Annotated in this window: 11 protein-coding genes; 1 reads left to right on the top strand and 10 read right to left on the bottom strand. The window is 66.9% G+C overall.

The window, feature by feature from the left end; all coding sequences use genetic code 11:
• Window position 1: 1 nt before the first annotated feature.
• The 9 genes from VGQ44_11195 to rpsF all read right to left on the bottom strand — a co-directional run bounded on the left by VGQ44_11195 (window position 2) and on the right by rpsF (window position 11811).
• Complete coding sequence (locus VGQ44_11195) at window positions 2-1036, bottom strand: hypothetical protein (GenBank protein HEV8447383.1); 1035 nt, start codon at window positions 1034-1036, stop codon at window positions 2-4.
• A 27-nt stretch (window positions 1037-1063) separates the two neighbouring features.
• Window positions 1064-4594 (bottom strand): chromosome segregation protein SMC, encoded by a 3531-nt coding sequence (gene smc / locus VGQ44_11190; GenBank protein ID HEV8447382.1) that lies wholly within the window; start codon window positions 4592-4594, stop codon window positions 1064-1066.
• On the bottom strand, window positions 4594-5910 hold the full coding sequence (locus tag VGQ44_11185) for an SPOR domain-containing protein (protein ID HEV8447381.1): 1317 nt from the start codon (window positions 5908-5910) through the stop codon (window positions 4594-4596). Before VGQ44_11185 ends, smc begins: the two co-directional genes overlap by 1 nt.
• Before the next feature lie 43 nt (window positions 5911-5953).
• Window positions 5954-9058: a BamA/TamA family outer membrane protein gene (locus tag VGQ44_11180; protein HEV8447380.1), complete on the bottom strand. Its 3105-nt coding sequence runs from the start codon at window positions 9056-9058 to the stop codon at window positions 5954-5956.
• A 23-nt stretch (window positions 9059-9081) separates the two neighbouring features.
• The gene (rsfS, locus tag VGQ44_11175) at window positions 9082-9453 is read right to left on the bottom strand and encodes a ribosome silencing factor (GenBank protein ID HEV8447379.1); all 372 of its coding nucleotides are present in this window, start codon (window positions 9451-9453) and stop codon (window positions 9082-9084) included.
• 168 nt (window positions 9454-9621) lie between these two features.
• Window positions 9622-10065 (bottom strand): 50S ribosomal protein L9, encoded by a 444-nt coding sequence (gene rplI / locus VGQ44_11170; GenBank protein ID HEV8447378.1) that lies wholly within the window; start codon window positions 10063-10065, stop codon window positions 9622-9624.
• A gap of 39 nt (window positions 10066-10104) precedes the next feature.
• Window positions 10105-11214 carry a DUF2232 domain-containing protein gene (locus VGQ44_11165; GenBank protein HEV8447377.1) on the bottom strand — a complete coding sequence of 370 codons (1110 nt, stop codon included), beginning with the start codon at window positions 11212-11214 and terminating at the stop codon, window positions 10105-10107.
• Window positions 11215-11217: 3 nt separating this feature from the next.
• Window positions 11218-11439: a 30S ribosomal protein S18 gene (gene rpsR, locus VGQ44_11160; GenBank protein HEV8447376.1), complete on the bottom strand. Its 222-nt coding sequence runs from the start codon at window positions 11437-11439 to the stop codon at window positions 11218-11220.
• Between the two features lie 3 nt (window positions 11440-11442).
• On the bottom strand, window positions 11443-11811 hold the full coding sequence (gene rpsF / locus VGQ44_11155; protein HEV8447375.1) for a 30S ribosomal protein S6: 369 nt from the start codon (window positions 11809-11811) through the stop codon (window positions 11443-11445).
• Between the two features lie 217 nt (window positions 11812-12028).
• Between rpsF and VGQ44_11150 the strand changes: the two genes are divergently transcribed.
• Window positions 12029-12421 carry a hypothetical protein gene (locus VGQ44_11150; protein ID HEV8447374.1) on the top strand — a complete coding sequence of 131 codons (393 nt, stop codon included), beginning with the start codon at window positions 12029-12031 and terminating at the stop codon, window positions 12419-12421.
• 13 nt (window positions 12422-12434) lie between these two features.
• Here the strand turns inward: VGQ44_11150 and VGQ44_11145 are convergent, their stop codons facing one another.
• Complete coding sequence (locus VGQ44_11145; GenBank protein ID HEV8447373.1) at window positions 12435-13334, bottom strand: alpha/beta fold hydrolase; 900 nt, start codon at window positions 13332-13334, stop codon at window positions 12435-12437.
• Between the last annotated feature and the right edge of the window lie 148 nt (window positions 13335-13482).

Here is a 13482-nt window from a genome sequence, read left to right as displayed (position 1 = left end):
GTCACGGCCCCCGGTACAGCATCTTCACCGTCGACCGCAGGCCGTCCGCGATGAAGATCGCGATGTAGACGCCAGGCGGCGCGTTCCGGCCGGCGGCGTCTTTGCCGTCCCACTGAAGTTTGCTGTCGCAGCCGCCCTCGGTGCCATTCTGCCGTCCGTAGGCGCCAGAGTCGAGTTGCGCCGGCAACAATCCGGGAACGATCGTGCGCACGTGGCGGCCGCGCAGGTCGTAGACGTTGAGCGACACGTTCGCGCGATGCGCCAGGTCGAACCAGAAGCAGGTGTTCGACTGGATGCCGCCGCCGAACGGATTAGGAAAATTCTGATAGAAGAGGGTCGCCGTCGGACACTCCGACGTCTGAATGACGAACGTTCCGGGGCTGGCGGCGGTGATCTGATCGGACGGCGGGCCGTTCACCATGGCCGCGTGCAGGGTCCAGCGGTACGAGGTACACGCATCGAGCGGCGTCGGCGGCACGAAGGTCGTGTCGTTGACCGTGAATTGCCGGAGCTGGCCGTTCGCCGTGTTCGTGATGGTGATCTCGTACGTCCACGGCCCCGGCGGCAGCGTGACGGCCGGGCTGCTCCACGTAAATGTCGGCTGACGCGTGAACAAGACGTCGTTCACGCTGCGCGTCGGACTGATCAGTCGCAGCCAGCTGCGCACGGGGAAGAAGCGAATCTGCTCTTGAAAATTGCCGAGGCGGTCGAAGATGCGGGCGCGGAACCACACGATGGTCCGCTCTGGAAAGAGCGAGTCGGCGTGGAACGACGCCGTCAGGTCCGGCGACGTTCGCACGAGAAACGGCGTGCGAAAAAGCGGTTCGAACGCGGCCTCGAGGGTGACGCTGTACGGACCGAGCGCGGGCGGGCCCGGCGTGCCTTGCACGAGGATCTGCGGGGCGGGCGAAATGCTGTCGTTGACGACCGCGAGCGACACCGACACGGCCGACACCGCTTGCGCGCGGCCTCGACTCGTCACGCCCGCCATCAAACCGACGACTAGCGCGAGCGCCGCGTGGCGGCGCCGTGCCATCATACCGCGTCCGTCACGGGCGATGACTCACACGTGCGCGACGGCACCGTCGGCGTTCGACGTGGCGAGCACCTCGTCCACCGCCGTCGCGCCGCGCATCCGGACGCTGACGAGCGACGACACGCCCGGCTCCTGCATCGTCACGCCGTAAACCGCGTCGGCGGCTTCCGTCGTCGTGCGCGGGTTGTGCGTGATGACGATGAACTGGGTTCGCGACTTGAATTGTGTGAGCATCTTCACGAAGCGCCCGACGTTGGCGTCATCGAGCGGCGCATCTACCTCGTCGAGCAGGCAGAACGGACTCGGCTTCGTGAGGAAGATGCCGAACAAGAGCGACAGCGCGACGAGCGCCCGCTCTCCACTCGACAGCAGGTGGATCCGCTGCGTGCGTTTGCCGCGCGGCGACGCGTGGATCTCGATGTCGCAGTCGAGCGGCGCATCCGGGTTCTCGAGCCGGAGGTCGCACTCGCCGCCGCCGAACAACGACATGAAAATCTGCCTGAAGTTGTCGCGGACCTCGGCGAAGGTTGCGAGAAAGAGCTCGCGCGCCGTCGTGTCGATCTCGCGGATGGCCTGTTGCAGCGTGGCCTTCGCGTCCGCGAGGTCGGCGCGTTGGGTGGTGAGGAAGTCTTGGCGCTTGACCGTCTCGTCGTGCTCCTCGATCGCGAGCACGTTGACCGGCCCCAATCGCTCGATCTCGTCGCGCAGCGATTCGGCTTCGGCGCGGAGTGTGGCGTCGTCCATCTCGAGCGGCTGCACTTCGGTCAGCATCTCGTCGAGTGGCCGGCGCCACTCGGCCTCGAGCCGTTCGCGGATCGCGGCGCGGCGGCCGCCGAGCTCCGTGTGGCGCAGCTCGGCTTGATGCAACTCCTCGTGGTGCGCTTGGGCGCGCCGCCGCGCGTCGTCGAGCGCGTGCTCGGCGGACGTCAGCGATGCATCCGCGCCCTGCACGCCTTCTTCGGCGAGAATGAGCCGCCGCTCGCCGTCGGCGAGCGTGGCGTCGCGAGTCTCGAGGTCGAGCTGCCAAAGGGCCATCTGATCGGCCAGCTGCGCGTCGACGAGCGCCAGGTCGGACAGCTCGGCGCGCAGCGCTTCGAGGCGGGTCGCGGCGGACTTCTGCTCTTCGGTGAGGCGATGCTCGCGGTCGTGTGCCACCTGGAGGCGCGCCTGACACTGCGCGACCTCGATCTGCGCGGCCGTGCGAGCCTCGCGGGCCTCTTCGTACGTGTGTTCCGCGACGGCGAACGCGTCGCGCGCGCGGGTCCCGGATTCCGCGGACTCCAGCACGGTGTGCGAAACGGCGAGCGCCTCGGCGTCGAGGCGCGTCGCCTGATCGGTCAGCTGGTCGCGGCGCTGCGTGAGTCGAATGGCGAGTGCATCGGCGTCTCCGACTTCGCGTTCGACGCGCTGTCGCCGGCGGTCGAGCTCACCGTGACGTTCGGTGGCACGACGTGCCTCGACCTGAGCCGTCTCGAGCGCCCCAGAGGCTTCGATCGCAGCGCGCTCGCATTCCTGCGCCGCGACGCGAGCCGCATCGGCCGCTTCGATTGCCGACGCACGGACCTTTTCCGTGGCTGTGAGCTCGGCGCGCAGCGCGAACAACTCCGCGCGACGACGCAGCGGTCCCGGACCACCAATGAGGCCAGGTAGCCAGACCGCGCCGCGCATGTCGATGAAGGCCGCGCCCTCGTCCACCGGGCTCGCGTGACCGAGCAGCCCGCGCACCCACGCGCGGACCGGACCCGACGAGTCGACACGATGCGACAGAGCGTCGGGACGTTCGTCGGCGACGAGCGCGTCGGGGATCGCGTCCAACGGCAGAAGGAGCAGCGGCCCGGGGTTCGCGGTCGCGTGCCACGCGCGAACGTCGGCGGCGACGGACATGTCGCGCACGACGACGGCGTGAACGGTCGCGCCGAGGAAACGTTCGACGAGGAGCGCCGAAGGCTCGTCGGCATTGATGAAATCGCTGAGCGGGCCGAGGACCGCGCCTTCGCCGAATCGCTCGCGCTCGCGAAGCAGTCGCGCGGTCGCCGGGGCGAGCCCGACTCGCTCGCGCTCGAGCGAATCGAGCGCGTTGACGCGGCCTTGGAGCGAGGTGTGAGTCTCGTCGGCGCGGAACAATTCGGCGCGGGCGAGCGACTCGCGCTCGCGGGCCTCGCGGTCGGTGGCGCGCGCCGCCTCGAGCGTCGTGACCGACTCGGCGACGCGGCGGCGCACGTCTTCCATCACGACCGATGCGTCCTCGATCTCGCGCGCCACGCCGGAGAGCGCGTCGGCGAGCTGTGAGCGCTCGTCGGCGAGCTGCTCGAGCCGCTGCACGAGCTCGTCGCTCTCCTGGCGCGTCCGCTCCCGCTCGATGTCGACGCGACGCGCGCGATCTTGAAGCTCGCGATGCGCGCGTTCGACGTCGTCGACCGTCGCCCGGCTGCGCGCGACCAGCTGCCGGGCCTCGTCCTCGCGCTGCTGGCGCTCGGTGAGGGACCCTCGCGCCGCGTTCAACACCTCTTCGTGCCGCGCGCGGTCGTCGACCGCTGTTTGAATGTCCGAGGTGAGGCGGCTGCCGTAGGCCACGCCTTCCGTGGCTTCCATCTCGGCCCGCTGGCGGCGCGCCAACGAATTGCGTTGGCGTTCCTCCGCCACCTTCATCTCCGAGCGGATCTGGAGCGACTGCTCGCGCTGGCTCGAGACGAGGCGAAGCAGCTCGGTGCGTTGCGCCTCGGCCGCGGCGCGATTGCCGTGCGCGGTGTCGCGCGCCTGTTCGGCGGCGCCGACGCCGGCGTCGGCACCGGGCGCGCCCTCGCGAAGCGCGTGAACGCGCTCGGTCAATCGTCCCAACTCGTCGTGCCACGCCTCCATCTCGCGCTTGGCGAGCGCGAGCTCGACGGTGAACCGCCGGGCATTGAGCTCCGCGTGCTTCTCGGCGCGGCGACGCTGGCGCGCGAGCGAACGGACCTGGCTCTGGACTTCGCTGATCAAGTCGTCGAGGCGCTGCAGGTCGACCGTCGTTTCCTCGAGGCGCCGCTCGGCGGTTCGCCGGCGATCGCGATAGAGACCGACGCCGGCGGCTTCCTCAAACAGCTCGCGCCGGTCGTCGGGCCGGTCCGACAGCAGCGCGTCGATCATCTTGCTCTCGATGACGACGCCTGTGTCGGCGCCGAGGCCCGTGCCGCGCAACAGATCGGAGATGTCGCGAAGACGGCAGGGCGCGCGATTCAGGAAGTAATCGCTCTCGCCCGACCGAGAAAGCCGTCGCGTGATGACGACCTCCTGGAACGCGACGGGCAAGGTGCCGTCTTCATTCGAGAAGTGAAGAGAGACTTCCGCGACATTGACCGCGCGCCGCGCCGAGGAGCCCTGGAAGATGACTTCTTCCATCTTCGCGCCGCGCAGCAGGCGTGCGCGCTGCTCGCCAAGCACCCACCGCACCGCATCCGACACGTTCGACTTGCCGCACCCGTTGGGGCCGACGATCGCCGTAACGCCCGCATCGAACTGCAAGTGCGTCGCGTCGGCGAACGACTTGAAGCCCTGCAACTCGAGCTTGGTCAGTCGCACTAGAAGGACCTCCCTTTACGGTAGACGAGCTGCGGCTTGATACCCGCCGCGCGGAGCGAGGGAACTGCCAACGCCGATTGACCGACCGACTCGAACGCACCGACGAGCAGCCACGCCGAGCCGTTGGTTTGCTGGAGCGCGTACGCCGGCTGCCCCCGGTAGCCCCACATCGAAACGACTCCGGGAACCGCCGATGGTGGCAATCCTGAATCGATCAAGAACGCGAACGGCAATCGCACCACGGTGCCGCTGGAGCGGTCAAGGAGCTTGTGTTGCCTCAGCGCGCGAAGCAGCGAGTCGGCTTGCGCTCGCGTGGTGTACGCGCCGCTGACCACCTTGTACCACGTCGCACCCTGCACCTGCGCCGGCGAGAAAGTTTCCGTCGGAACGTTGTTGCCGTCCTGTTGCAGCTTCAAAATAGCGCCTGACAACGTGTTTGCGGCAACCAATTCGACGGCGAATGCGGCGGTGGAAATGGAGTCGCCGGGATTCGCGACCATGTACGGCGCGTCGATCGCGGCCGTGTCCACGCGGTCGCTCGGATTGGCCGGCTGCACGGCGATCGGCGAGGGGATGACGCGGTGAGTCACCGTGTCCGGCTTCGGCCCCAGTCGCGCCGGCCCGCCGGCGAGTGGCCGGTACGCCAGCCAGCCGACGAGGATCACGATCAGCGAGAGAAGCGCGATCCCGGGCATCGACGTCACCTTGAATTGCCGCCGCTTGACGGCGACGGCGCGCGACGCCCGATGCTCCCGAGCGGCCGCCGGCCTCGACTCTCTCAGCATCGCGACCACCGACGACGCTTCGATGCCCGCCGGCGTCGCGTCGCCGACTACGACCACACCGTCGGTCGCCGCGACGAGCGCCGCGATCCCTGTCGCTCCGGCCGGCGCGGCGAGCAGCAAGAGCGACGTCGTCGCGCGAGCCTCGGCGGCGACGCTGGCCCACCGTGGATTCGAGAGCAGCTCCTCGTAATCCGGCGGTTCGGATCCGCTCGGGATCACGAACAGGCGCGTCGAGCCGCTCACCGGACGGGTCACGCGCGTGAGCGAGATGCCGTACGAGATCGCCTCGACGAGACCGTGCGCGTCGTCATCGTGCACGAGGTGCTGAATCGGCGGCGAATCGGCGAACAGATCGCCGAGCGTGACGCGCCGATGCGCCGATTGGGCTCGCGCGATGCCGAGAGCGACTTGGCCTGTTTGTTCGGGATTGTGACCGACGACCACGATTGCGTGGTGGAGATTCAGCGATTCGCCGAGACCCTGCCCGGCGGCTTCCCAGTCGAATCCCCGCTCCGTCGCGGGCGTCGTCATGTCCGCCGTCGAGGCGGAGACGACGGCCGCGGTCGCGTCGTCGCTAGAAGCTGGGCCACAACGACCACGTCCAGAGTCCCTTGTGTCCTTCCTGGTTTACTGGAATGGCGTAGTCCCACCGCAGGATGGCGTAGTTGAACAGGTTGAGGCGCAAACCGAAACCGTAGCTGCGGAGAGGAATGCGGTCCTTCGTGACATCGTAGCCTGCCGGCCGCGAAAGCGAAACTGATTGCCCGTGCGACCAGGCCAGTCCCGCGTCGTAGAAGAAAAGTCCGTCGAGCGGCGGCAACGCGCCAGGGAGGAAGCCCAACTCGAGGCGGCGAATCAGCGGGAATCGCAGCTCGGCGTTCGCGACGGCCACGCGGCTGCCGAGAAGCTGCACGGCGCTGCAGTTGGTTGGATTCGCGCCGACGACCGGGCAAGAGAGATAGAACGTACTGTTACGGTCGTAGCCTCTGACGAAATCCGGGCGCGCGATGTACTTCTGGAACGCGGTCTCGTCCTTGCCGATCGAAAGGTCGGTGTACGCGCGCGTCGCCAGCGTCAGGTAGTTGAAGAGGATCGGGTCGTAGCGGCGATAGTCGGCGAGATATTCGACCCAGTGATACGTCCCCGTCACGGGGCTCACCTGGACGCGGAAGCGGCGTCCCATCACCGGCCCCGTGTAGCCGAACACGGTGTTGTCGGAGACCAGCGCGACCTGACCGTCCACGTAATTGAGCGACGGGTCGCGGTGCGTGCTGTCGACCGAGTAGCCGCCGGCGACGGTTCCGTCGGTCACCTGACGGGTGATGAAGTCGCGCGTCCGGTCGATGTTGTTGAACCCCGCGCCAAACTCGATTCTCGTGAATCGGTCCAGCGGATACGCCGTGACCGCGAACGCCTGCCGGGCCACGTACGTCGTGATCTGCTGGTTCTCGTGCGCGACGTCGGGGTCAAGCGTGTTGGCGATCGAGTCGGCGGAGAGGAAGTAGTACGGCTGCTGCGACAGCGCCGTCGTGAACTGCCAACGATGCGCGAGGTTCGTGTACCCGATGAGCGCCGCCGCCTCGCGAATGCGTCCGTTGATCTCGCCCGAGAGCGACAGGTGGTTGTTGCCGAGCATGTCGCTCATCACCAGCGTCGTGCCGCCGAACACGGTACGCCCGCCGATGGCGTCGGGCGAATACGCGATCGTCGGACGCGCCGAGAAATCCGGCGTGAGCCGGACATGGTAGGGCGAGACTCGGAAACGATTCGTGTCCGGCAGCCCGAGCTCCGCCGAATCGAGCAGGGCGACCAGCGACACGGTGCGTGTGAGGCTGTCCTCCGGCGTCTGCGGCGCCGGTGACCCGGCCTGTGTCAGATCCGCGATCTGGGGCAAGTCGCGGAACGGGTTTTTTCGCAACGAGCGCGGGTTGTTCACCGACCATACCGTGTACTCGCCGTTCTCGAAGTACGTGAACGCCAGGCGATCGGCGGCGCGCGCCCACGTGATCGCCGGGCTCAGCTCCGTGACCGCTTGCACCGCACCGGCGACGCGAGTGAGTTGGTAGTGCTGGTGATCGTCGAGATCGTAGAGAAAGACGTTCGGCGTGCCCGTCCGGTCGGAGACGTACGCGATCGTTCTTCCGTCGGGAGCCCACTGCGGATTCAGGTTGAGCCCCGCCTGTCCGGGAAGAACGCTGATGGCGCCCGACTCCAAATCGAGCAGCGCGATGCGCCACGGCTTGAATTGCAGGAGAGCAAAGCTGGCGGAGTCGCGGTCGGTCGCGAACGCGATCGTCCGCCCGTCGGGCGCCCACTGCGGCTGGAAGTCGCCGAACTTGTCGTCGGTGAGACGCCGGAAACCGGTGCCGTCGACGTTGATGACGAAGAGATCGGTGATCCCCCCGGCCCCTCCGCTGAACGCGAGCTTGGTTCCGTCGGGCGACCACGTTGGGCTGGTGACCGACTCCAGCGTGAGGTTGAACTGTTTCGTGATTTTGTGCGAGCGAACGTCGACGATGTACAAGACGTCCTTGCCGCGCCGCTGCGCCGTGAACGCGAGCTGCTGTCCGTCGGGCGAGAATGCGCTCTGCGAGTAGAGGAAGCGCAGCTCCTCGAAGTTCGGATCGTACTGGCTCGGGATGAGCCGGGCGGTTCGCTTGCCCGTCTCGGCGTCGCCGAGCCAGAGGTCGATGAATACTTCGCCGCGGCGCACTTTCCCGTTCGAGAGAAAAGCGACCGTGTGTCCGTCGGGCGACAGGGACGGCGCGAGGAAGATGTCGCCGTCCGACTGCTTCCTGTTGAGCATCGCCTGGGCGAATTTCCGCGGCCGGTCCATCACGCCGATCGCCGGGAGCAACCGCGTTTGCACGTTCTCGCGCCACTGGTCGCCCAGTTCGTCGAGCGTGACGCCGAGCTCGCGGATGAACGCGCGCTCGATGCCGACGGTGGGCACCGAGTTCATGATCTGCCCAATCGTCTCGTCGCCCCAGTTCTGGCCCACGAAGGCCCACACCGACTGCCCGTAGCGATACGGGAAGTACTTGTCCGGGTCGTCGCTCATCTGCTCGATCGTGGGGAGCTTTCCGAACAGCGACGCGTCGCGCATCCAGACGTTGGTGATCGTGCTGCTCGGTCCCAGCGACAGATACTCGGCCATTCCCTCCATGAACCACGCCGGCGGCGATACCTGCGCGAGCGACTCGAGTCCGTTGCCGGCCTTGCCGCGGGCGAAGATGTCGTACTGGAACGCGTGCACCATCTCGTGCGTGAGCACGTGCTCGAAGCTGCGGTAGTCGCCGGTGAAGTTCACCAACATGCGATGGCGCGTCGCTTCGGTGACGCCGCCCGTTCCTTCGCCGAGGTCACCGGTGACGTTGTTCTGTCCGAAGTCGGTGCGCGACGAGAACAGCATGATCGGCTTTTTCTCGCGGAACTGATGGTCCAGCACGCGCGAGAGGCGGGCGTAGGCGCGCTCGGCCATGCGGGCCGCGTCCCACGTCGCGGCCTTTTCTTCGGGATAGTAGTAGATCTGGAAATGCTCGGTATCCAGAATCTGCCACTTGAAGTTGTCGTACTGGACTTGGTTTTGACCGAAGTAGTTCTGCGCGCGCGCCGCGCGGCCGATCCCCGCCGTGGCGCTCAGCGCGAGCGCCAGGCCCGCCACGAATCGGCGCGCCATCGCTCGATTCGCGACGTCGCGCGCTAGGCGCCGGTCTCCAGCGGAATCTGCTCGGCGTCGGCCCACAAGCGCTCGAGTTGATAGAAGTTTCGCAACGTCGGGTGAAACACGTGCGCCACGATATCGACGAAATCCAGCAGCACCCACCGACCCTTCTCCAGTCCCTCGACGTGATGGGCCGGCCAGCCCTCCTTCTTCATCGCCGCCATCAGGTGCTCACCGACCGAGCGCACGTGCGTATCCGACGTTCCGCTCGCGATCAGGAAGAAATCCGTCATGTCGGTGATGCCCCGCAAATCCAAGAGAACTACATCCTGCGCTTTGTTGTCGATGGCGATCTGCGCCGCGCGTTGAGCCGCTTCGAGCGCGCTCAGGGTTGACGAAGTTACCGGCATGAAGTTCAGGTCGACGCTCCGATGGATAGGCGGACGGGTGTCCACCAAGTACTGGTAGGATAACGTTGGTTCCGAGGAAGGGTAGAATGGGACGAAGCCTTTAACGCGAACGGCGTGGCACACGCCACGCCGTTCGGCGTCATTTCGTCCCTTTACCCGGCGTGACGGCTACTGCTTGATCACCCAAACGCGGACTTCCGGTTTGACGTCGGCGTGCAGGCGAACCGGTACTCGGTAGACGCCGAGTGCCTTGATCGGTTCGTGCAGGTCGATCTGGCGCTTCTCGACGTGATAGCCCTGGGCCTCGAGTTGAGCCGCGATGTCGGTGGCGGTGACCGATCCGAAAAGCTTGCCCTCTTCGCCGACTCGGGCCGAGAAGGTCAGCGACACTTGCTCGAGCTTCTCCGCGACGCCCTGCGCGGACGCACGGCGGTCGTTTTCGGCGGCGTCGAGTCGGTCGCGCTCCTGTTGGATGCGCTTGAGGTTGCCGGGCGTCGCCTCATACGCGAGGCCGTGTGGCAGAAGGTAGTTGCGGGCGTAGCCGGGTTTCACGTTCACGACGTCGCCCGTCGTGCCGAGATTCTCGACAGCTTGGCGAAGAATGATTTCCATGACTGAGCTCCGATCGAGGTGCCGATTGAGATGACGATGTTACGGCGCGGGGCGAGCGGCGCGTCCGCGCCAGTCAGCCCAGGTGTCGCCGAGGCCGAGCGCGAGCGCCGCCACGGCGAGGAGAAGAAACGCGGCGAGGGCGAATGCCTGTAGCACGGGAGCGAACAGCAGCACGACGCCCACGGTGATCGCGACGCCCAGACTGCCGGGCGCCATGAACCACGAGAGAACGCCGAGGCCGCGCACCGCGTAGAGCGTTCCGAAAAAGACCAACAGGTTCTGTCCGAGGCCGCGCAGCGTGGAAAGAGTCGGAACGAGAACCGTCGTCAGTCCGACGATCAGTCCCCAGACCAACTGGTCGTTGAAACGAAACTCGCGCAGCGGCTTGAGCGGCGCGCCGAGTCGCGTGCGTCCGAGCCGGTGGTACGTGGCCCAGGCGAGCGCGAGCGCGGCGAGCGATTCGAGCGCGAGTAGAGAAGGGAAAATCGTTCGCGCGAAGCCCGAGATGGACGCGAGTCCATCCTCGGTCTGATTCGGCGCGTCCGACAGTGCGGGAATCTTGTCGACGAGCTGCTGCCACTCCTTCGGGTGCGACTGGACCAGTTGCGTGACAGCGGCCATCGTCTCGCCGTTCCGCCGCGAGAACTCGTCCGACATGATCGTCGCCGTGCGCGACGCCGAAACCGGGCCGAGGAAAGCCATCACCGTGGCGAGGCCCAACGTCATGACCAGCGCGGCCATCGCCCGCGTGAAGAACGGACGATCGGTGGACAACAGGCAGACGATGCCGAACGCGCCGGCCAACAGCAGACTCCAACCGCGTGCCAGGTTGCTGAACGGCCCAACCGTTCCGGGCGGCTGCACCGTGAGCACCACCGCGATCGCCACCCACGCGATCGCGAAGAATGCCCGGCCGCCGGCCCACCATCCCACGAGCGCGCACGCCGCGACCGCCGGCACGAAGAGCATCATCGTCTGCTCCATCGGCAGGAGGGCGCGCACGTACGGCGTGATCGGGAGCAGCACGAACGCCGCGAGAGCGAGAAAGAGCTTTCCCCAACCGCGCTCCGACGGCGCCGGCGGCGGCGCGGATGCGTCGCCGGCCGGGCGCGGATCGGTAGCCAGCTGGTTCGGTGCTGGGTCGGTCATCAACTAGGGCTGAAGGCCCCGCGTGTACGGAATGATCGCCAAGTATCGAGCGCGCTTGATGGCCGTCGACAGCTGACGCTGGTGCCGAGAGCAAGTGCCGCTCAACCGGCTCGGGAGAATCTTCCCGTGATCCGTGATGAAACGGCCGAGCGTGCGATCGTCCTTGTAGTCGACGTAGCGAACGCGCGTCTCGCAGAACGGACAAGCTTTTTGTGGTCGTCGCATGGTCTACTCCTCGTCGTCGTCGTCGTCCTGGTCACGACGACGGTTGGCGGCCGCGATCTCCTCTTCCGACATCGGCGGGGCACCGAGCTCGTTCTCGTAGAGCGTGATCAAGTGACGGACGACGCCGTCATCCAGCTTGATCGCGCGCTCGTACTCGGGAAGCGCGGTCGCATCGGCCGTGAACTTCGCCACGGCGTAATAGCCGGACTCGCGCCGGCCGATCGGGTAGGCGAGCTGTCGCCGACCCCAGTGATTCACCTGCAGGTCTCCCGGATTTCCGAGGAGTCCATGCAGCCGACCGAGCTTCTCGTTGATCGCGGCGTCTTCGAGGGTCGAGTCGAAGACGTACACCGCCTCGTATTGGCGCGTCATGCGCTGGCAATCTCCCTTTGGTCTGGGCCGCCCCTCGCTGGTTGCCGGAGCGAGAGGAGGGGAAGTTGTACGCGGTGCGCGGACATGCGCACAGCTCGCTAATCATAGCCGCGGCAACGGATTATCTCAAGGCAAAGAGTCCTTTGGCACCCGACCTGCCCCTAACGTCCCCAAGGGCCAATATGCTTGGCCTAGGCAATGGTTTTACGGAGGAGCCATGAAGAACCTGCGCATCATCGCCGTTGTGCTCGCCATCGCGCCGATCGCGGCCGGGGCGGGGTTGACCGCTTGCGGCCGAACGAACGAGGCCGGTGGTGAAGTCGTGCCCGCCAGCGCGGTTGGTTTGGATGTAAAGAACCAGAACTTCCTCGACGTCGACGTCTTTACGATCGTCGACGGACTGTCGACCCGGTTGGGCACGGTGACCGGCAATTCCAGCCGCCACTTTCTGCTGGACCCGTCAATCGGAGCGCGCGATTTCCATCTGATTGCCGTGCCGATCGGCGGTTCAGGCCGCGCGTCGAGCGGCAGTCTCGCCGTCGGGGCCGGTCAAACGATCGTGTTCACGGTCGGCGCAGTGTTGCAGAACAGCACGGCCGTGATTCGCTAGCGCTTAGGCGGCGCTAGCGACGCGCGCGGAGCCACGCCGGCGGACTCTGTCCGTGGGCGAGGGCTTCGAGCGTGGGATACACCGCGGTCGCGTCCGACCGCCGCGACATCGGATCGAGAATGTTGTGCGGCAGTCCGAGCGAATCAGGAAACTCGTACACCGAGACCGCCACACCGCGGTCGTTCCATACGCGCGCCAGATCCAGAACGGCCGGCGTCTTGACCGTACCGTCGTCGGCGTTCACGAGGAACAACACTTCGGCGCGCGCCGGAATCTCGCGCGGCGCGTCCCGCCGAACGGCCATGCCCAGCTTGAGCACCTGCGCCAGCGCGTGCGTGGTGTAACCCGGATCGCGATCCGGACGCGCGGTGTCGGGCGCCGCCCGACGAGTGACGTTCGGGACGTGCGAGCTCAGGTTCACGAGCGGCTTTTCGAGCATCGAGGGGACGTGGCTCACCTCGAACGGCGGCGCGATCACGACCGCGCGCCGGACCTCTGGACGATGTTCGGCGGCCCACGCGGCGATCGTACCGCCGACGCTCAGCCCCTCGACGATCACTGAGTCGCCCAACCCCGCGGCGATGTCGACGGCGGCGTCTCCCGTACGGCATAAATCCGCCGCGGAGAGCCGCGACAACTGACGCGCGTCGCGGCCCCGTTCAGCGTGGTGGGGCAGACGCGGGACGAACACGTTGTCGCCGCGCGCATACAGCGAGTCGGCGAGCGCCGCGAATTGACGCGGCGAGTCGGTGAACCCGTGGAGAAGCACGACCGCCCGCGGCGTCTTCGACCCATGGACGAGCAAGATCGACTCTCCGCCCGGTGCCGCGACGGCCGAATCGGCGGCGATGATTTGCCTGGCGCGCTCGACGGCTGCGTCGTAGTCCTTCGTCGGGCTGGGATGCGAGCGCATGTCCCCAGCTCCGGCCGGCACGACGGCCGCGATGCCGAGGACCACCATGGCGCTGCGCCAAACAACACCAAGACCCGGAAGGATCACGAGCATTCCCTGAGGTAGGGCGGCGGTCGAGATCGCCGCTAAGGGATACTACGCTTGCGGC

It is taken from the genome of Gemmatimonadaceae bacterium, from assembly GCA_036003045.1.
Classification (GTDB): Bacteria; Gemmatimonadota; Gemmatimonadetes; order Gemmatimonadales; family Gemmatimonadaceae; genus JAQBQB01.
Note: the sequence above shows the minus strand (reverse complement) of the source record. Positions and strands in the feature narration are given on the sequence as shown.